Raw genomic sequence first — 18,399 nt, 5'->3', positions numbered from 1 at the left:
GCTAGGAGCCAGCGGCGGTGGGGAGGACGCGGTACGCGGTGTAGACGGATTCGATGCCCCGTATGGTGCGCAGGAGGGCGTCGAGGTGCGAGCCGTCGCTCAACTCGAAGTCGAATCGCATGACCGAGATCTGATCGGCGCCGGTGCGGGTCTCGCAGGCCAGGATGTTTACCGAACCGGTGGATAGGGCGTTGGCCACGTCTCGCAGCAGGCGGGTGCGGTCGAATGCCTTGACCTCGATGGTCACGCAGTAGGTGCCGCTGCGCTCGGCGCTCCAATCCACGTCAATGAGGCGGTCGCCCTGCTCAAACGACAGCGACACCGCATTGGCGCACTCCGCCCGGTGTACCGACACCCCTCGGCCCCGGGTGACGAAGCCGATGATCTCGTCGGGGGGCACCGGCTTACAGCAGCGGGCCAGATTCACCAGCACATCGTCGAGCCCCTCAACCTCCACCGGCTGGTCGGTTGGGCGAAGCAGCACCGACGGTGATGGGACATCGGCCAACTCCACCTCACCTTCGTCTTCAGAGGAAGGCTCCACCCTCTTGCCGGCCACCCGCTCGGCCACTGCCTTGGCCGACACGTGGCGCTCGCCCACTGCGGCGAACAAGGTGTCGAGGTCGCGGTAGTTCATGTCCTGGGCCGCCTGTACCAGCTCGTCGCCCGACAGGATCTTGGCCACCGGCAGCCGCTCCCGACGCAGGGCGGCGGCCACCGCATCACGCCCAGCCTTGATGGCGTCCTCCCGCCGGGCCTGAGCGAACCATTGGCGGATCTTGTTGCGGGCCCGGTGAGACGCCACCAGCCCGAGCCAGTCGCGCGACGGTCCCTTGTCGGCCACCTTGGAGGTGAAGATCTCGACCATGTCGCCGGGCCTCAGCTCCCGGTCCAGCGGCACCAGCTGGCCGTTGACCCGGGCCCCGATGCAGGCGTGACCCACCTCGGTGTGGATGGCGTAGGCGAAATCGATGGGAATGGCCCCCATGGGCAGCGAGACCACTTCGCCCTTGGGGGTGAAGACCTGTACCTCATCGTGGTCTAGGTCGGTCTTGAGGTTGCTCAAGAACTCGGCAGCGTCAGAGGTCTCCTGCTGCCAGTCGATGATGCGGCTAAGCCAGGCCAGATCGTCGGTGGTGGCACCCTCCTTGTAGTCCCAGTGGGCGGCCACCCCCTGTTCGGCCCGGGCGTGCATCTCATTCGTGCGGAGCTGCACCTCCAGCGACTTGCCCCCCGGCCCCACCACCGAGGTGTGCAGCGACTGGTAGAGATTGAATTTGGGCATGGCGATGTAGTCCTTGAACCGCCCCTGCACCGGCTTCCAGGTGGCGTGGATGGAGCCCAGCGCGGCATAGCAGTCCCGCACCGAGTCGACGATGACCCGGATGCCCACCAAGTCGAAGATCTCGTCGAAGCTGCGCTCCTTGGTCATCATCTTCTCGTAGATGCTCCAAAGGTGCTTGGGACGACCGGTGACCTGGGCTTGGATACCCAGCTCGGCCAGGCGGGCGTCAACGCTGGACAGAACCTGGGTCAGATAGAGATCTCGCTCGGGGGCCCGGGTGGCCACCATGCGGTCGATCTCGGAATACCGCTTGGGGTGCAGGGCGGCGAAGGCCAAGTCCTCCAACTGAAGCTTCATGTCCTGCATGCCCAGCCGGTTGGCCAACGGCGCGTAGATGTCCATCGTCTCGCTGGCCACCCGGTGCTGTTTCTCCAAAGGCAGCGCGGCCAGTGTCCTCATGTTGTGGAGCCGGTCGGACAGCTTCACCACCAACACCCGCAGATCCTTGGCAATGGCCACCAGCATCTTGCGCATGGAGGCGGCCTGCTCCTCCTCCTGGGTATTGAACTTGAGTCGGTCCAGCCGGGTGACGCTGTCCACGATTGAGGCCACTTCCCCGCCGAAATGGTGCTCCACCTCCGACAGGTCCATGGCGGTGTCCTCGATGGCGTCGTGCAGCAATGCGGCGATGACCGACACATCGTCCAGACCCAGCTCGACCACGATGTGGGCTACGGCCAGAGGGTGGGTGACGTAGGGCTCACCGGATTTGCGCACCTGCCCGGAGTGGGCTTTCTCGGCCAGGCGATAGGCCGTTTCAATGCGGTCGGACGTGCTGTTGGGGTGGCGTTCCAGATAGGCCTCAAGAAGCGGGCCTACGTCTTGACCGGGTTGATCCATCCACGGCAAAGGCCGCTCTGTCAGCGTCACTCATCACCCCCGAAGCAGAACAGCGAAATCACCGGACAGTCGGCGTGTTCTTCTATTTTCCCCCGGCCATCCAGGAATCCCAACTCGATTAGGAAGCCCACCCCGGCCACTTCGGCGTCAACAGAATTGACGAGCTCAACCGTGGCGGCCGCGGTGCCCCCCGTGGCCAGCACATCATCGACGATGAGCACCCGCTGACCAGGGGACATAGCGTCGGTGTGGGCCTCGAGAGAAGCGGTGCCGTACTCCAGCTCGTAGTCCACCGACCGGGTGTCGTAGGGCAGCTTGCCCGGCTTGCGAACCGGCACGAAACCGAGACCGAGTCGATAGGCCACCGCGGCCCCCAATATGAACCCCCGGGCCTCAACTCCCACCACTCGATCCGCCGGAGCGTCGCTGAATCGGTCGGCCAGCTCATCGGCGGCCCATCGGAAGGCCCCCGCGTCGTCGAGCAGCGGGGTGATGTCCTTGAACAAGATCCCCGGCGTGGGGAAATCCGGGACATCCCTTATGAGGCTCGCAGGCCAGCCGGAATCCACTGCTCCAACCCTACCCGTCTGCTGAAACCGCCTACCGGCGCTTGCGCTTCCTTGGCCGGGGAGGAATGGCTGTGCCGGCTTGTGGAGGCCGGCGAGCCGGGCGATCAGACGAAGGAGCAGCGGGACGGGAGGGGGACGGGCCAACGGCCACGTCTTCCACCTCGTGTACTGACGTGCCCCGTGACTGGGCTCGGGCCTCAAGGCGGTCCCGCAGCTCCACGAATTCGGGCTGGCGCTCTTTCAGCCAGGCGGCGGCTGGCGCGGCCACGAACAGCGACGAGTAGGTGCCCACCAACAGGCCGATGAGCAGGGCCACCGCGAATTCGGCCAGGGTGACCGCCCCCAACACCAGCGTTCCGATGATCAGCATCGACAGCACCGGCAACACCGAGGTGATGGTGGTGTTCACCGACCGCAGCAGCACGGTGTTTAGCGCGGTGTTCATGATCCGGGTGTAGGTGGCCCGCCCCACCAGCGCCGAGCGCCGCTGGTAGTCGCGGTTCTTGTCGAACACCACCAGGGTGTCGTACAGGGAGTACCCCATAATGGTGAGGAAGGCGATGACGGTGGCCGGAGTGACTTCGAGTTGGAATAGGGAATAGATGCCCACGGTGATGACGATGTCGTGGGCCACAGCCACAAGGGCGGCCAGGGCCATTCGCCATTCCTGCGTCAGGGTGATGTAGATGGCCACCACGATGAAGAACACGATCAGCGCCCGGATGGCCTTGTCGGTGATCTCGTCGCCCCACGACGCGCTTATGGAGTTGAAGCTGACGTCGTCGACCGTTTGGCCGGTGAGGTTGGCCAGGGCCAGAGACACCTCGGCGACGCTGGTGGCGTCGGTGGCGTCCAACTCAGCCCGGACTCGCAGCACATCACCGCCGACGAACTGGATCTTGGCGTCGGCCTGACCCACGCCCCGCAGGGCGTCGCGCACATCCGCGGTGGACACGTCGGGTGCCGAGGCCTCCCACACGGTGCCGCCCTCGAACTCGATGCCCAGATTGACCCCCCGCACCAGCAGGGCCACAACGCTGATGAGGATCAGAGCGGCAGAAACCTTCAGCGTGGTCTTCCAAAGCTCGGGGAAGTCCACCTTGGTCTGGTTGCGCAACAGGCGCTGGAGCCGGCTCATGAGGCCTCAACTCCCGCGGGGATGGCCTCTTCCCTGGTGGGCAGGCCGATGCGGTGGGGATGGGCCATAAGGGTGGGCGACCGGGACATCAGCTGGGCGCTGGGCCGCAGGAAGAAGTAGGTGGCCACCAGGTCGAGCACCGAGGCCAAACCCAGCATGAGGGCGAAGCCCCGGACCGAGCCGGCCGAGAGCCAGTACAGGATGACCGCGGCGATGAGCGAGGCGAAGTTGGCCCTGAAAATGGTCCGAAACGCCGCCGGGAAGGACAACTCCAAAGATGATCGCAGCGCTCGGCCGGTGGCCACGTCCTCCTTTAGGTGCTCGAAGTAGACCACGTTGGAGTCGAGCGACACACCGATCGACACGATAAGGCCGGTGACCCCGGCCAGGGTCAGGGCCAGGTCTTGGGTCTCGCCCAGCCAGGCCACGATCACCCACAGCAGGGTGGCCGAGACCCCCAGGCTCAACATAGCGATCAGGCCCAGCAGGCGGTACATGCCGACCATGAACAGGAACACCAGCGCCAGCCCCACGATGCCGGCAATGACCCCAGCGCGCAGAGAGTCGCCCCCGATGGTGGCCGACACCGCCCGGCTGGTGCTGTCGCTCTGGGGGTCGGTGGGGTCTTGGAACTCGATGGGCAGCGCGCCGTAGTGCAGCACCAACGCCAGGTCATCTGCCTCCTGTTCAGAGAATCGCCCGGAGATGACCACTTGGCCGTCGAAGTTGGCCGCGTTCACCACCGGTGCCGACTGCACCTTCCCGTCGACCACAATGGCCAGCCGGCCGCGCCCCTCGGCACCAGGCAGGCAGTAGGCGGTGCCGGAGAAGCACTCGATGGCGATCTCGTCGAATTGATCGGCACCGTCATCGCCGCCCTTGAAGGTGGCGTCAACCACAAATTCATTTCGATAGGAGCTGTCAGCCCCGGAAAGGCCCGCACCGGTGAGGGTGGATGGGCCCATCAGGTAGCGCACTGTGCCGTCTCTGTGAGGAAGGACCACAAAGCGGTCGAGCTCATCTTCGGCCGACGTGGATGTCGCCAAGAAGTTGTAGTCGACATCCGTGGGACACGGGGCCAGTCCCCGCTCGTCCAACACCGGATCGGGCAATTCAGGCGAAGGAAGCTCGAGGTCTGGATTGTCGGAAGAAATCTCCACTACGGGAAGCTCGGCGCACAATGGGCGGAACCGCAGCTCGGCGGTCTGGCCCACGATGTCGATGGCCCGCTGCTGGTCGCTGATGCCGGGAAGCTGGACCACCACCCGGCGGCCTTGGCGGGTCACGTCGGGCTCGGCCACCCCGAGTCCATCTATGCGGTCTCGGATGATGCTGACCGCGGTGTCCAAGTCGCCCTGGGTTATGGCCACCGGCCGGTCGGGGTCATCCTCGGGCACCAGCACCACTTCGACCCCGCCCTTCAGGTCGAGGCCCAGGAGGGGCCGGTTGCCAACGGCTAGCGAGGCGGCCAGCAAACCGGCGGCCAGGGCCAGAATGAAGACAAGCGAGACCAGCGATCGGCGGCTCATTGTTGCTGGGAATTGCGACTAGTCGCCGCTCATCAGAGGGCCCTGGCCCTCGTCGTCTTCATCGACGTCGGCGGCATACATCACCTTGTTGGCGATGGTGTCGCGGCTGATCTTGATCTCGACACCGTCGGATATCTCGATGAACACGGTGCCACCGTCGAAATCGGTGATCATCCCGTACAGCCCCGATGCGGTGATCACCTCGTCGCCGATGTCGAGGGACTCAATCAGCTCGCGGTGTTGGCGCGCCTTGCGCTGCTGGGGTCGCACCATGAAGAAGTACATGGCGACGAACATGAGAGCGATCAGAAATATGAAATCCAAGGCTCAGAACTCTACCGGAAGACCTGGACAACAGACGACTTGGCGAGTGGAGCCCAGCAGGTGTTTCCCAGCCAATCAGGCCCAGGCCTGGGCCACCTTCCTCCGAAACTGTTCCAGCGTGCCGGAAGCGATGGCTTCTTGGGCCGAATCCATGAGGGCCAGCAGCCAGGCCACGTTGTGGAGGGTGAGCAGCCGAGCCGCGGAGGGCTCATCCACGTTGAACAAGTGGCGAAGGTAGGCCCGGGAATAGCGGTCCGACGGGCTGGCCGGGAATTCAGGATCGACCGGACGGTCGTCGGTGGCAAACGACGAGTTGCGTATGTTCAGACGGCCCTCCCACGTGAGAGCGGTGCCGTGGCGGGCCAGCCGGGTGGGCAGCACGCAATCGAACATGTCCACTCCCAGGGCAACGCTTTCCACCAGTCCTACGGGATCGCCCAGTCCCATGAAGTACCGGGGTTGATCGGTGGGCAACTGCGGTGCGGTGGCCTCCAACGCGGCCATCATCTGCTCGGCACTCTCCCCTACCGACAGCCCGCCCACCGCATAGCCGTCGAAGCCCACCTCTATGGTTCGAGCGGCGCTCTCGGCCCGCAGTCCGGGGTCGATGCCCCCTTGGACGATGCCGAATTGGCTGGCGCCGGCGTCGGGCCCGTTCATCTCCAGAAAGCGGCGGCGGGCTCGGACCGCCCAGTCAGCGGTTCGGTCCACCGCCTGGCGCTGGACTTCCTCCGGGGCTTGCGACGGTGGGCACACGTCCAGGGCCATCTGGATGTCGGAACCGAGCTGTAGCTGGACGTCCACCACCCGCTCGGCCGTGAATCGATGGGTGGAGCCGTCGTAGGTGGACTGGAATGTGGCGCCGTGGTCGTCCACTTTGGGGTCGAGGGAGAACACTTGGAAGCCGCCGGAGTCGGTCAGGACATGGCCCGACCAGCCGGTGAACCCATGGATGCCGCCCATTTGCTGCACCACCTCTGGGCCGGGCCTCATCATCAGGTGGTAGGTGTTGGCCAGCACCACCGAGGGCTGGAGGGCCTCAAGGTCGGCGGTGTCGAGGGTTCGGACTGCGCCCCGGGTGCCCACCGGCATGAAGCACGGGGTGGTGAACGAGCCCCTCGGCGTGGTGATGCGCCCCTTGCGGGCCTGACCATCCCGGGCCAACACGTCGAACCGAAAGGTCATATCCCTGGATTCTGGCCTAGATCGCGGGTGCACAACATGGCATCTCCCAGAGACAGGAATCGGTAGCCCTCGCTCAGAGCAGTGGCGTAGAGATCACGCCAGCGGGGGCCGATGAAGGCGGCCAGCAGGGCTAGGAGGCTGGACCGGGGGAGGTGGAAGTTGGTGAGCAGGGCGTCCACCACGGCGAATTGGTGCCCCGGCTTGATGAACAGGTCGGTGCGGCCGCTGGCCGAACCGGTGGCCGCCGCCGACTCCAGCGCCCGCACCACGGTGGTTCCCACCGCCACCACCCGCTCAGCCCGAACACAGGCGGCCAGGGTGTCCTCGGGAATCCGGTAGGTCTCGGTGTGCATGGCGTGGTCTTCAAGCTCTTCGGCCATGACCGGGGTGAATGTGGCCGCGCCCACGGCCAGTTCCAGCGGGCACACGCTGGCCCCGGCCGCCCGGCAGCGGTCGAGAACGGCCTCGGTGAGGTGGAGCCCGGCGGTGGGGGCCGCGGCCGACACCGGTCGATCGGCATACACCGTTTGATAGCGCTCGATGTCGGCCAGCTCGCCGGTGACGTAGGGGGGCAGCGGCACCTCGCCGGCCTGATCCATGAGGGCGTCGGGATCGCCGGTGGGGCGCACCCGGCGGCGGCCGTCGCCGCCGAAGCGCTCCCCCACTTCCAACACCGGTGCCTCTTCGAACCACAACTCGGTGCCCGGACGTACCCGACGACCGGGGCGGACCAGCGCGCTCCACCACCCGTCGTCGCCCGGCTCCAGCAAGAGAACCTCGACCTTGCCCCCGGTGGCCTTGCGGAGCCGCAGTCGGGCGGCCATCACCCGGCTGTCGTTCACCACCAGCACGTCTCCGGGACTGAGCAACTCGGGAAGATCTCGAGCCAGGCGGTGCTCGGGCGAAGCGGCCGGCCCCCGATCCACCAGCAGTCGTGAACTGTCACGGGGCTCGGCCGGCTGCTGGGCAATGGCGGCCTGAGGCAGCTCGTAGTCCAGCTCCTCAGTCCGCATGGTGTGTTTCTACCTGACCGGCACGCGTATCCCGAAAACTGTCACACCAGCCCGGTAGTTTGGGGCTGATGCTGGTGATGGGGATCGATCCCGGCCTGTCGCGCTGCGGCTACGGCGTTATCCGCCAAAAGGGCCGCGCCACCGAGGCCATCGCGGCGGGCATCATCCGCACCGACAAGGACGATTCCATTCCCCGACGGCTGTTTGAACTCCAGAACGAGCTGGACGATTTGATGGGCACCTACAGTCCCAATGCGGTGGCCATCGAGCAGGTGCTGTTCCAGGTGAATGTCCGTACCGCCATGGGGGTGGGCCAGGCCAGCGGCGTGGCCATGGTCGCGGCGGTGGGGGCAGGCGCCGAGGTGTTTGAGTACTCGCCCACCCAGATCAAAAAGGCGGTCACTGGCTGGGGCGGCGCCGACAAAGACCAGATGGGCAAGATGGTGCAAACCCTGTTGGGCCTGCCCCGTCCGCTCAAGCCGGTGGATGCTGCCGACGCGGTAGCAGTGGCCCTCTGCCATCTGGCCCACGCTCCAACCGCCTCTCGAATCCAGGCCGCAGTGTGATCGGCCTGCTTCGGGGCACGCTGGCTCTGCGGGACTCCGACGAGGTGATTGTGGAGACCGCAGGCGTCGGCTATCGGGTGGCCATCTCGCCCGACACCTCGGCCTCCCTGGGAGAGTTGGGCCAAGACGTGCTACTGCACATCCACCACCACATCCGAGAGGACGCCCAAACCCTTTACGGGTTCGATACCCCCCACAAGCGCCAAGTCTTCGAGGGGCTCATCTCCGCTCACGGTGTAGGACCGGCGATGGGCATGGCCATCTTGTCGATATACGGACCTTCGGAGTTGGCCGGAATACTGGCCACCGACGACATAGACGCCCTGTGCTTGGTGCCCGGTGTGGGCAAGAAGACCGCGGCCCGGCTGTTGGTGGAGCTCAAATCCCGGCTCGACATCGGCGACGTGACCACCGCGGTGGCATCCGGCGAGCCGGCCGAAGGGCCGGCCGATGCCCGCAGCGTGGTCCGCCAAGCTCTGGGGGAATTGGGCTACAGCGCCGAGGAGGTCCGCGGCGCCATTGCCGCCCTGCCACCTGATGGCGACTCCTCTGCCCTGCTCAAGGCGGCTCTCCAGCACCTGGCCTCCGGGAGATGAACAGGCTGTGAGCGAGAGGGAGGAGCTTTTGGCCGGGACGTCGCTTCCCGAGGACGCCGCGGCCGAGCCGGGTCTGCGGCCTGCCCGACTAGACGAGTTTGTGGGCCAGCCAGAGCTCAAGGAGCACCTTCACATCATCTTGGGAGCGGCTCGAGCCCGATCACAGCCGGCAGACCATCTGTTGTTCGCCGGACCCCCGGGCTTGGGCAAGACCACGCTGGCCCACATCGTGGCCAAAGAAATGGACGCGGGACTCCACATCACCTCGGGCCCGGCGCTGGAGCGGGCGGGCGATCTGGCCGCCATCCTGTCCAAGCTGGAGGACGGCGACGTGTTGTTCATCGATGAGATCCATCGGCTGCCCCGCATCGTCGAGGAAGTGATGTACCCGGCCATGGAGGACTTCAACGTCGACATCGTGCTGGGCAAGGGCCCAGCGGCCCAGTCGGTTCGCCTCGATCTGGCCAAGTTCACCCTAGTTGGCGCAACCACCCGCACCGGCCTTATCACCGGCCCGCTGCGCGACCGATTCGGATTGGTATCGCGGCTTGACTACTACGCCACCGCCGACTTGGAGGCCATCGTGGCTCGGGCCGCATCCATCCTCGACATCCAGATCGACCCAGACGGCGCGGCTGAGATCGCCTGTCGGGCCCGGGGCACCCCCAGAATCGCCAATCGGCTGCTGCGCCGGGTGCGCGACTATGCCGAGGTCCGGGCGGACGGCACCATCGACCAAGCCACTGCGGCCGCGGGACTGAACCTGTTCAGCGTCGATCAGGCCGGTCTAGACAAAGTAGACCGGGCTATCTTGTCGGCCTTGTGCGAGCGGTTCGGGGGCGGACCGGTGGGGCTCTCCACCCTGGCCATCAGCGTCAGCGAGCCAGCCGAGACGGTAGAGGACGTATACGAGCCGTTCCTCATCCAACAGGGCCTGCTGATGCGCACCCCCCGAGGCCGGGTGGCCACTCCCACCGCCTGGCAGCACTTGGGCTTGGCTCCACCGCCCAACGCCGCCGACCAGTCCAACTTGTTCGACTGACCTGACTAAACGAAGAACTGCGCTGCCATCGTGCCCCAGATTGTGATCATGAAGGCCGTCATCGTCATTACAAAAACGCGCGTCTGCTTGGTCATCTCGGTCCAAAACTCGGTCCGCAGCTCAGCGCCCAGAATCCGTAAGTCGTCCTTGGTGGCCAACTCGGCCAGGTCCTCCTTAGTGGCCATCTTGGCCTCCAGGGCTCTCAGGTCCTCCTTAGTGGCCATCTTGGCCTCCAGGGCTCTCAGGTCCTCCTTGGTGGCGAACTTGGTCAGGTCCTCCTTGGTGGCAAGCTGGTTGCGGCCATCGGGCAGAACACACTTCAACAAGGTCTACGCAGGCCCTTCGCCAATGGTGGCAACCAACTGATTCACCAACTCCGTCCGCTCGATCTCGCTAACTGTTGTCATCAGATTCCCTCTCTCCATATGAACTCGAAAGGGAACCCTTTGACACCGAAAAGCGAAGCCAGTTCCGACTGCGTAGCGAATCGTAATAGTGCTACTTGTTGGAAGCAACCATCTTTCTGTAGAACCCCGACAAAGAGGGCCTCAGCTGGCGGCGGCTTGGAGGATGTCGTCGGGGATGTCGAAGTTGGCGTAGACGTCTTGGACGTCGTCGTGGTCGTCGAGGGCGTCTATGAGGCGGAGGACCGACCGGGCGGCGTCGGTGCTGTCGACGCCCACTACTGAGGTGGGCAGCATGGTGGAGGCCGCTGACACGAAGGCAATGCCGGTCTCGGACAGGGCGTCGCGCATCGTCGAGAGGTCGGAGGGGTCGCAGGTGAGTCGCCAAGTGTCGCCCTCGTCGGCCAAGTCCTCGCCCCCGGCGTCGAGAGCGGCCATCATCAGCTCGTCCTCGTCCACCGAGCGTTCGAGGATCACCACCCCTTTGCGCTCGAATTGCCAGGCCACCGCCCCGGGTTCGGCCAGCGATCCCCCGTTGCGGGTAAAAAGAGCCCGCACCTCCGAACTGGTCCGGTTGCGGTTGTCGGTAAGCGTCTCCACGTAGAGAGCCACTCCTCCGGGGGCGTACCCCTCGTAGTACACCGACTCGTAGGCCACCCCCTCGAGCTCACCGGTTCCCCGCTTGATGGCCCGCTCAATGGTGTCGAGGGGCACCGAGTTGTCCCTGGCCTTCTGATACATGGTGCGGAGCGAGGGGTTGGCGTCTAGGTCACTCCCGCCCTCGCGGGCCGCCACCTCCACCTGGCGGATCAGCTTGGCGAACAGCTTGCCCCGGCGCTTGTCGGCCGCCCCTTTGCGGTGCTTGATGGTGGCCCACTTGGAGTGTCCTGACATTGGTGCTCTCCTATTCCTGCTCGATGAACCAGCGGTGGATTCGATCGTCTTCCGCCAACTCGGGGTGGAACGACGACACCACCACGGAACCTTGGCGACACAGAACCGGCACCCCGTCCAATTCGGCCAAGACTTCCACCTCAGGGCCGGCCGAGTCGATCATCGGGGCGCGGATGAAGACACCGGGAAAGGGCGATTCCCATCTTTCAATGTCAATCGGCGCATGGAACGACTCCGACTGGCGGCCGTAGCCATTGCGCCTTACGGCCACATCCACCGCACCGAAGCAGTGCTGGCCGGGATAGCCGTCCACCACCTCGGATGCCAGAAGGATCAGCCCGGCGCAGGTCCCGAGTACGGGCAGGCCGTCGGCCAGGCGATCGGCCAGCGGGTCGGCTAAGTCGTTGGCGTCCAACAGCTTGGAGATGGCCGTAGACTCGCCGCCGGGGATGACCATACGGTCGACCGCGGCCAGCTCTTCGGGGGTGCGGACTTGGACCGCAGCCACATCGAGCCGGATCAGGACCCTCTCATGCAGCCCGAATGCGCCCTGAAGGGCCAAAACCCCGACCTTCACCCGGGGGCTCCGGGTCTCGGGGTGATGCCTCGATCTGCTGCACGCTCAGCCGCTGCTACCAGCCGCGGTCGGCCAGCCGGGTTTCGAGGCTGTCGATCTCCAAACCGGGCATGGGCTCGCCCAGGCCGCGGCTTACTTTGGCCAGGATGTGGGGATCGCGATAGTTGGTGGCCGCCTCCACAATGGCCTTGGCCCGAGGCGCCGGATCAGCCGACTTGAAGATCCCCGAGCCCACAAACACGGCCTCGGCACCGAGCTGCATGACCAGTCCGGCATCGGCGGGGGTCGAAATGCCGCCGGCACAGAACAGGGGCACCGGGAGCCAGCCGGTCTCGGCCACCTCGCGGACCAGCGGCAGCGGGGCCCGGAGCTGCTTGGCCCAGTCGAACAGCTCGGCCGAATCGGCCTGGGTGATCTTGCGGATGTCGCCGATGATCGACCGGAGATGGCGAACGGCTTCCACGATGTTGCCGGTGCCGGCCTCGCCCTTGGACCGGATCATGCAGGCACCCTCGGAGATGCGCCGCAGCGCCTCACCCAGGTTGGTGGCCCCGCAAACGAACGGCACGGTGAACGCCCACTTGTCGATGTGGTGGGCCTCATCGGCGGGGGTAAGCACCTCGCTCTCGTCGATGTAGTCGACGTCGAGGGCTTCCAGAATCTGGGCCTCCACAAAGTGGCCGATGCGGGCCTTGGCCATGACCGGAATGGTCACCGCCTGCTGGATTCCGGTGATCATCTCAGGATCGCTCATGCGGGCCACGCCGCCATCGCGGCGGATGTCGGCGGGAACCCGCTCCAGGGCCATGACCGCCACCGCCCCGGCGTCCTCGGCCACCTTGGCCTGATCGGGGGTGACCACGTCCATGATCACGCCGCCCTTGAGCATCTCGGCCAGCCCTCGCTTGACCAGAGGGGTTCCCGTTTCGCGGCCCGTCATCGACTCAGCAGCCATGGTTGCAGTCTATGGCTATCTGCATCACAAACACGATGTCGGTTTACCGCCGATAATTCGGATCAGCGATTCCTGAGCAGGTGTTCGGCGAAGTCCTGCACCATCACCAGCACATCGCCCCCCGGCAGGACGATGAAGGTCTGGCCGGGAGTGAGCCGCACCGGATTGCCGTTGTTGTCGGTCACCTGCCACGGTTGGCTGGCCGACGGGCGGGACCACCGGCCCCGGATCATGTGGCCGTCGGTGAATACCAGAGCGACCCCGCCATCGAGATCGACTGTGATGGCCTCCGGGCAATACGAGCAGGCCGCGCTGCCGGTATAGCGGGTTTGCAGCACCACGACATTGGCCGTGGTCACTTGCTCGGGATCGACATCGGGATTGGGGGTGCCGTTGGAGTGGCGGGCCATGTCGACGTGGGGGGTTCCGTCCTGCCACCGGGCCCAGCCGCCGGCTTCAGCATCCCAGACGAATTGGGCGACGGTACCGCCGAGATACCGGACCTCCACACCGGGAACCGACTCTGCCCCTGATGGAAGCGCCTCTCCCTCTCTGCGGTACTCGAAGAGAGGATCGGGGGCCGACAAACTGCTGGGAGCGGCATCCCAGATATTCGAAGCGGCGGTGTACAAGTTCCAAGGAGGAACTCGGTCAGCTATACGCCAGTAGTCGTTGGGCAGGACATCCCAGCGCAGCTCATAGAGTTTGCCGGCGGACTGGCCTTGCGACAGCTCGCGCAGCACGCCCGGATTGGCTCCGGAGTGGCCGTAAACCGGTTGGCTGAAGTTGGCCAAGATGTCGGCGTCGGAGCTTCGGGCCGACCGGACCGGGCCCAGGGAGATGGCCCCCTGGCTGTGGAACACGGCGAAGAGGCGGGTGATGGTTTCTACCCTCACCTCGATGAGTACGTCTGCTTGGTTGATGCCGGTCTGGGGGCGACCCACACTGCTGGTGCCGATCTTTACGGCAAGAGCCGGCCGGTTCATGATGGACGGATCCACCAGCGGCTCGCCGGTCAGCGGTTCGGTGGGTCCCGGCGTTGGGGTGGGCGTGGCCGGGTCGGGAACAGGGTCGCCGGTTTCTGTTGAGCCGGGATCGGTAACAGGGTCGTCGCCGGGGGCTTCGCCGACTCCATCCCCGGTGCCGTCGCCCTCGGTGGCGCCGGTGCCGCCATTGGTCGGGGCTGTGGTGCCTTCTGGCGATTCTCCGCCGCCGTCGCCGGTCGGGGCACTCGTAGCCACTGGGGCAGAATCATTCGTTCCCACCGGCTGAGCACCGTTGGACTCCCCTTCCGAGCCGCCGCAAGCCGCGCCCATCAGCGCAAGGGCCAACAGGGCAGCCGCAATCCCCCTGCGCCAACGGCCACCCCGATTGGGGGGCCTGCGTGAGATCAAAGCTCAGTCAGCGCGGCAATACGGGTTTCCAGCCGGGGATGGCGGATTGCGTCGGCGATGCCCCAATCGGGCTCATCGATCCACATGTGAAGCGCTGCCACCGTTGGAGATGGTACCTGAGCCGTTTGCCCAGAAAGTGTCATCAGCGCAGACAGCAGGCCGGGCGGGTAGCGAGTGAGCGACACCGCCTCGAAGTCGGCCGCCAGGCCCCGTCCCGCGGGCAGCACCCGATCCATCAACCGGCGGCGCAGCCAGCCGACTGTTGTGAGCGGCCAGGCCAAGAGCACCCCGGCCAACGTCTCAAGGGCGGCATCGCCCCGACGGATTCGGCACAAGTGATGGGCTACAAGCCCCTCCATCTCGATGCGCTCAAGCTGCTCCACTGCGCCGGATGTGACCACGATGGCCGCATGGGCGGGGGTGCGGGCCGCGGCTAGAGAATTGATGGAGTGGGAATGGATCACCCGCAGTTCGGGAGTGGGAATACCGTGGCTGACGCACAGGCCCTCCAGCACGTTCTCGAGAACGGCCTGCGCCTCACCGCTGGGTCGGGTGCTTCCGGCCAGGCGCAGCAGTAGGCGCCACGCGATCAAGTGCAGGCCGACTGCGGCAACCCCACCGACAACCACGCCGGCCACCACGGCCACGAGCCAGGGGAGCCCGACCAAGAAGAGCACTGCCAAGACCACCGCACCGGCCAGTACTCCCAGGGAGCCAAGGACAACGGCGGATCGGCGCTGGCTGGAATTCACACTTCCTCCTCGTGATGGCGGGGATCTCGCCAGGGGCGCTGGGGAGCGCGTACCCGGCGGCGGGCAACCAGATCGGCATAGATCTCGACGTAGCGCTCGGCCAGGGTGTCCATGGAGAACTGCTGGGCTCTATCCAGGCCCGACTTCACCAGCGAGTGGGCGGTGTCTTGGTCGAACAGCACCCTTTTCAGGGTTGCGGCCAGGGCGGCGGGATCGCCGGGCTTTGACAACAGCGCATCGCGTCCCGGCCGGGCCACGATGGCATAGGCGTCCAGATCGGAGGCCACAATCGGAGTTTTGGCCGCCATTGCCTCCAATAGCACCACTCCAAATGACTCGCCGAACAGCGACGGGGCACAGAAAACATCGGCACCCCGCAGGCGGGCCTGCTTCTCGGCGTCGGAGATCCGGCCCAACCACTCCACTCGTGCGTCATCTACCGTACGGGCCTTCAGATCGTCGGTCTCAGGGCCGTCGCCTCCCACCCACAGCCGCACTTCATCGGGCAGGTATTGAAGGGCGTCAATGAGGATTTCAAGCCCCTTGCGGGGCTCGTGGCGGCCCACGAAGAAGATGGTGGGATAGGGCGAGGCGATGGGATCGGCCGAGGGGGCATCCAGCTCCACCCCGTTGAACACCACCTCGTAGTGGCCCCCGAGCTGCCCTTGGGCCAGACGGCGGGCATCCTCAGACACCGCGCAGCGATAGTCCAGGCGGTTGGCCACGGCCTGCACGATCGGCCGCAGAAACTGGTAGGCGGTGCTGTGACCGGCCCGGTGGAAGGTGCCCAAAAGCGGCGCAGACTTCATCACCGCCGCGGTATTGGTGGGTCCGGGGGCGAGGGGTTCATGGATGTGCACGACGTCGAATCGCTCGTCGCGCAGCACCCGGATCGTGCGGAGCTGCGCCGGAGGATCGGGAGCCAAGGGGGCGATAGAGCCGTTGGCCGCAGTGGGCAAGCTGTTGCCCAAGGGGGTGACCGACTCGTCGGGCGGAGGCCCGTCACACGGAGCCAGCACTCGGGCCTCCACTCCCATGCGGCGCAGCGAACGGGCCAGTCCCATCACCTGTCCCTGGACACCTCCGGGGATGGTGAGGGAGTAAGGACAAACCAACCCAACCCTCATCCGGGCACTCTCTGTTCGCCTGAGCGCTCCGACTTGGCCCGTCGTTGGGGGTCGTCGTCCCCAGATCGATCTAAGCCCCTCCGCTGCTGGCGGAATCTCTGGAGGGCTGCCTCATCGCTGGGCCAGTTGGGCTGCATGAGATGCCACTGCTCCGGAGCGGCGCTTATCAGTTGCTCCAGCGACCGGGCCAGATCCTGGGTGACCCGGGTCACGTCGGCCCGCAGCCGTCCCTGGCGCTCGGTGGGAATCGGCGGCAGTACTACCCCCCGGTGGTTGGACCCGTCCTGGTAAACCGCGGTCGGCAGAATCGCCGCGCCAGTTCGCAGGGCAAGAGTGGCTGGTCCACCGGGCAGCAGGGTGCGCTCTCCGAAGAACTCCACCTCCACGCCTCCCCGCCCGACCTGGCGATCGGCGAGCAGGCACACCACCTGCCCGGTCCGCAGCGACTTGATGAGCACGGAGACCGCGTCGGGGCCGAGCGCCACGATGTCGATACCCATGCGGTGGCGCTCTTCCACCATCCAGTCGAACAGCCGAGCCGGCTTGAGCGGCTCGACCACGGAGATCACCGGGTAGCCGGGGATGCGGGCCATCCAAGTTCCCGCCCATTCCCAACCCCCGAGGTGTGGAAGGGCCAGTATCGGCGCCGTGCCGGTGTCAATTGCCTCTTGAATGTAGTGAAACCCTTGGTGGCTGAAGCCGGCCTCCACCTCTGCGTCGTCCAAGTCGCCGATCCGGGCCCCGTCGTACCAGTAGCGGGCATACGACTCGAACGACGCCCGCACCGCCTCGGCCAGCGCTTCGCCTTGCAATTGGGGGCCGCACACCCGCTGGAGGCGGCGCTCGGTGATGAAGCGACGCTCGGGCAGCAGCCGATAGGCCGAGCGGCTTATGGCCCGGGTGAGGGCGGCGCCCACCGGCTGGGGCAGACGGCGGGCCAGCGCGGCACCGCTGCGATAGAGAACCACGTCGGCCGAGAGGCGGCGGGTTCGGGCCACAGGAGCTAGAGGAGGAGCCGCCTCGGCAGTGTTGGTCATACCGAGTGCAGGGAGTTGGTCTGGCGCCAGACTTTGGCAAACCGATAGAGGGCAGTGGCCGCGGTGAGCACCAGCATGGCCCACAGAATGGGAATCATCACGAAGCTGAAGGCCAATCCGGCGCCGAGTACGAAGAATCGTTCAGCCCGTTCCATGAGCCCGCCCTTGGCGTCGAGTCCCAGTGACTCGGCCTTGGCCCGCTGATAGGAGACCAGCGAGGTCACAGCCATGAGGGCCAGCGGCAGCATGAAGATGTGGCCGGGCTCAGTGGACCCCAAATACCAGGCAAACCCCGCGATCAGAAGCGCGTCGCAGGCCCGATCACTGACCGAGTCGAAGAAGGCACCCCGGACCGAACTGGTGCCCGACGCCTTGGCGATGGGCCCGTCGAGGGCATCGGCCAGACCGGTGAGGATCAAAAAGACCAGGCCGAGGATGAGTTCACCACGGCCGATGACCACCGCGGCCACCGCAGCCATGACGATACCGAAGGCGGTAACCGCATTGGCGTTGACGCCTATCCGGCAAAGGACGGCGCCGATGGGATCCAGCCCACGATTGACCGCCGAGCGCCAATTGCCGTCGAACATGTGGATTTAACTCTACTGCTCAGTTGTTTCCCAGGTCAGCCCAGTCTTCGGGATTGGCCTGCACGAGTTGGTCGATCACCTCGCCGGTGATGCCGTCCACAAAGACCAATCCCCGCTGGTCAGGCTGGGGCTCGTTGGAATAGAGCAGGATGCGCCAAGTGGGGCGGCTCAGCCAGCCCCGCCACCCCATTTGGGCCGATGCATGGCCCACGGGAAACCCCACTGCGCCGATGGCGATGACCAGTGCATCCGACTCATCTATCTTCAGCTCCTTGCCGCAGACGAAGCCGTACAGGGCGAAAACTGCCAGGGCGATGGCGGCGCCCAGGAATCCCCCATTGACCAGCGGGCTGTCGGCGGCCACCACCCACACCACCGTGCAGACCAATGCAGCCGACAGATAGATGATGGCCGGAATCCGACGACGGCTGTTGTTGGGAAATAGATAGGGGCCGACGTACTCGCTGACGTTCAGCTCTTGGGGAAGCTCGTCTGTAATCTCCGCGTCGGACACCCTACGAG

20 protein-coding genes are annotated in these 18,399 nt (G+C 65.7%); 3 read left to right on the top strand and 17 right to left on the bottom strand.

The window, feature by feature from the left end; genetic code table 11:
* Nucleotide 1 precedes the first annotated feature (1 nt).
* The 7 genes from ACOGXH_RS05390 to queA all read right to left on the bottom strand — a co-directional run bounded on the left by ACOGXH_RS05390 (nucleotide 2) and on the right by queA (nucleotide 7,943).
* The gene (locus ACOGXH_RS05390) at nucleotides 2–2,215 is read right to left on the bottom strand and encodes a RelA/SpoT family protein (protein WP_419928093.1); all 2,214 of its coding nucleotides are present in this window, start codon (nucleotides 2,213–2,215) and stop codon (nucleotides 2–4) included.
* Nucleotides 2,212–2,754 (bottom strand): adenine phosphoribosyltransferase, encoded by a 543-nt coding sequence (locus tag ACOGXH_RS05385; protein WP_419928092.1) that lies wholly within the window; start codon nucleotides 2,752–2,754, stop codon nucleotides 2,212–2,214. The genes ACOGXH_RS05390 and ACOGXH_RS05385 overlap by 4 nt, the downstream gene beginning before the upstream one ends.
* A gap of 31 nt (nucleotides 2,755–2,785) precedes the next feature.
* Entirely contained in the window at nucleotides 2,786–3,892 is a 1,107-nt protein-coding gene (gene secF / locus ACOGXH_RS05380) for a protein translocase subunit SecF (RefSeq protein WP_419928091.1), read from the bottom strand.
* On the bottom strand, nucleotides 3,889–5,421 hold the full coding sequence (gene secD / locus ACOGXH_RS05375; protein ID WP_419928090.1) for a protein translocase subunit SecD: 1,533 nt from the start codon (nucleotides 5,419–5,421) through the stop codon (nucleotides 3,889–3,891). Before secD ends, secF begins: the two co-directional genes overlap by 4 nt.
* 18 nt (nucleotides 5,422–5,439) lie before the next feature.
* A complete protein-coding gene (yajC, locus tag ACOGXH_RS05370; protein WP_419928089.1) occupies nucleotides 5,440–5,745 on the bottom strand; it encodes a preprotein translocase subunit YajC in 306 nt (101 codons plus the stop codon).
* A gap of 75 nt (nucleotides 5,746–5,820) precedes the next feature.
* Complete coding sequence (gene tgt / locus ACOGXH_RS05365) at nucleotides 5,821–6,930, bottom strand: tRNA guanosine(34) transglycosylase Tgt (protein ID WP_419928088.1); 1,110 nt, start codon at nucleotides 6,928–6,930, stop codon at nucleotides 5,821–5,823.
* Entirely contained in the window at nucleotides 6,927–7,943 is a 1,017-nt protein-coding gene (gene queA / locus ACOGXH_RS05360) for a tRNA preQ1(34) S-adenosylmethionine ribosyltransferase-isomerase QueA (protein WP_419928087.1), read from the bottom strand. Before queA ends, tgt begins: the two co-directional genes overlap by 4 nt.
* A 68-nt stretch (nucleotides 7,944–8,011) precedes the next feature.
* Here queA and ruvC point away from each other — a divergent pair, with 68 nt between their 5' ends.
* From ruvC to ruvB, 3 genes are read left to right on the top strand one after another with little or no spacing between them, the layout of a single operon-like run.
* On the top strand, nucleotides 8,012–8,509 hold the full coding sequence (ruvC, locus tag ACOGXH_RS05355) for a crossover junction endodeoxyribonuclease RuvC (RefSeq protein ID WP_419928086.1): 498 nt from the start codon (nucleotides 8,012–8,014) through the stop codon (nucleotides 8,507–8,509).
* On the top strand, nucleotides 8,506–9,105 hold the full coding sequence (gene ruvA / locus ACOGXH_RS05350; protein WP_419928085.1) for a Holliday junction branch migration protein RuvA: 600 nt from the start codon (nucleotides 8,506–8,508) through the stop codon (nucleotides 9,103–9,105). Before ruvC ends, ruvA begins: the two co-directional genes overlap by 4 nt.
* Nucleotides 9,106–9,112: 7 nt before the next feature.
* Nucleotides 9,113–10,147, top strand: coding sequence for a Holliday junction branch migration DNA helicase RuvB (gene ruvB, locus ACOGXH_RS05345; RefSeq protein WP_419928084.1), 1,035 nt, complete (start codon nucleotides 9,113–9,115; stop codon nucleotides 10,145–10,147).
* A 5-nt stretch (nucleotides 10,148–10,152) separates the two neighbouring features.
* On the opposite strand, the gene ACOGXH_RS05340 is transcribed toward ruvB, so the two are convergent.
* From ACOGXH_RS05340 to ACOGXH_RS05295, 10 genes are all read right to left on the bottom strand, one after another.
* Complete coding sequence (locus tag ACOGXH_RS05340; protein ID WP_419928083.1) at nucleotides 10,153–10,470, bottom strand: hypothetical protein; 318 nt, start codon at nucleotides 10,468–10,470, stop codon at nucleotides 10,153–10,155.
* A 225-nt stretch (nucleotides 10,471–10,695) separates the two neighbouring features.
* Entirely contained in the window at nucleotides 10,696–11,445 is a 750-nt protein-coding gene (locus tag ACOGXH_RS05335; RefSeq protein WP_419928082.1) for a YebC/PmpR family DNA-binding transcriptional regulator, read from the bottom strand.
* A gap of 10 nt (nucleotides 11,446–11,455) precedes the next feature.
* Complete coding sequence (gene pdxT / locus ACOGXH_RS05330; RefSeq protein ID WP_419928081.1) at nucleotides 11,456–12,022, bottom strand: pyridoxal 5'-phosphate synthase glutaminase subunit PdxT; 567 nt, start codon at nucleotides 12,020–12,022, stop codon at nucleotides 11,456–11,458.
* Between the two features lie 55 nt (nucleotides 12,023–12,077).
* Nucleotides 12,078–12,977, bottom strand: coding sequence for a pyridoxal 5'-phosphate synthase lyase subunit PdxS (pdxS, locus tag ACOGXH_RS05325; protein WP_419928080.1), 900 nt, complete (start codon nucleotides 12,975–12,977; stop codon nucleotides 12,078–12,080).
* Between the two features lie 62 nt (nucleotides 12,978–13,039).
* The gene (locus tag ACOGXH_RS05320; RefSeq protein ID WP_419928079.1) at nucleotides 13,040–14,218 is read right to left on the bottom strand and encodes a DUF3048 domain-containing protein; all 1,179 of its coding nucleotides are present in this window, start codon (nucleotides 14,216–14,218) and stop codon (nucleotides 13,040–13,042) included.
* 149 nt (nucleotides 14,219–14,367) lie between these two features.
* On the bottom strand, nucleotides 14,368–15,123 hold the full coding sequence (locus tag ACOGXH_RS05315) for a hypothetical protein (RefSeq protein ID WP_419928078.1): 756 nt from the start codon (nucleotides 15,121–15,123) through the stop codon (nucleotides 14,368–14,370).
* A complete protein-coding gene (locus ACOGXH_RS05310) occupies nucleotides 15,120–16,250 on the bottom strand; it encodes a glycosyltransferase family 4 protein (RefSeq protein WP_419928077.1) in 1,131 nt (376 codons plus the stop codon). The genes ACOGXH_RS05315 and ACOGXH_RS05310 overlap by 4 nt, the downstream gene beginning before the upstream one ends.
* A complete protein-coding gene (locus tag ACOGXH_RS05305) occupies nucleotides 16,247–17,248 on the bottom strand; it encodes a phosphatidylinositol mannoside acyltransferase (protein ID WP_419928076.1) in 1,002 nt (333 codons plus the stop codon). The genes ACOGXH_RS05310 and ACOGXH_RS05305 overlap by 4 nt, the downstream gene beginning before the upstream one ends.
* Nucleotides 17,249–17,283: 35 nt before the next feature.
* Nucleotides 17,284–17,877 (bottom strand): CDP-alcohol phosphatidyltransferase family protein, encoded by a 594-nt coding sequence (locus ACOGXH_RS05300; RefSeq protein ID WP_419928075.1) that lies wholly within the window; start codon nucleotides 17,875–17,877, stop codon nucleotides 17,284–17,286.
* Nucleotides 17,878–17,896: 19 nt separating this feature from the next.
* The gene (locus ACOGXH_RS05295; RefSeq protein WP_419928074.1) at nucleotides 17,897–18,391 is read right to left on the bottom strand and encodes a hypothetical protein; all 495 of its coding nucleotides are present in this window, start codon (nucleotides 18,389–18,391) and stop codon (nucleotides 17,897–17,899) included.
* Nucleotides 18,392–18,399 lie beyond the last annotated feature (8 nt).

The sequence above is a fragment of the Candidatus Poriferisocius sp. genome (assembly GCF_965208355.1).
Lineage (GTDB): Bacteria > Actinomycetota > Acidimicrobiia > Acidimicrobiales > Bin134 > Poriferisocius.
Note: the sequence above shows the minus strand (reverse complement) of the source record. Positions and strands in the feature narration are given on the sequence as shown.

What these genes read in the sequence shown, in the direction of transcription:
- secF (WP_419928091.1), bottom strand. Translation starts at nt 3,892, where the DNA reads ATGAGCCGGCTCCAGCGCCTGTTGCGCAACCAGACCAAGGTGGACTTC.
- secD (WP_419928090.1), bottom strand. Translation starts at nt 5,421, where the DNA reads ATGAGCCGCCGATCGCTGGTCTCGCTTGTCTTCATTCTGGCCCTGGCC.
- tgt (WP_419928088.1), bottom strand. Translation starts at nt 6,930, where the DNA reads ATGACCTTTCGGTTCGACGTGTTGGCCCGGGATGGTCAGGCCCGCAAG.
- queA (WP_419928087.1), bottom strand. Translation starts at nt 7,943, where the DNA reads ATGCGGACTGAGGAGCTGGACTACGAGCTGCCTCAGGCCGCCATTGCC.
- ruvC (WP_419928086.1), top strand. Translation starts at nt 8,012, where the DNA reads ATGCTGGTGATGGGGATCGATCCCGGCCTGTCGCGCTGCGGCTACGGC.
- ACOGXH_RS05335 (WP_419928082.1), bottom strand. Translation starts at nt 11,445, where the DNA reads ATGTCAGGACACTCCAAGTGGGCCACCATCAAGCACCGCAAAGGGGCG.
- pdxS (WP_419928080.1), bottom strand. Translation starts at nt 12,977, where the DNA reads ATGGCTGCTGAGTCGATGACGGGCCGCGAAACGGGAACCCCTCTGGTC.
- ACOGXH_RS05310 (WP_419928077.1), bottom strand. Translation starts at nt 16,250, where the DNA reads ATGAGGGTTGGGTTGGTTTGTCCTTACTCCCTCACCATCCCCGGAGGT.
- ACOGXH_RS05300 (WP_419928075.1), bottom strand. Translation starts at nt 17,877, where the DNA reads ATGTTCGACGGCAATTGGCGCTCGGCGGTCAATCGTGGGCTGGATCCC.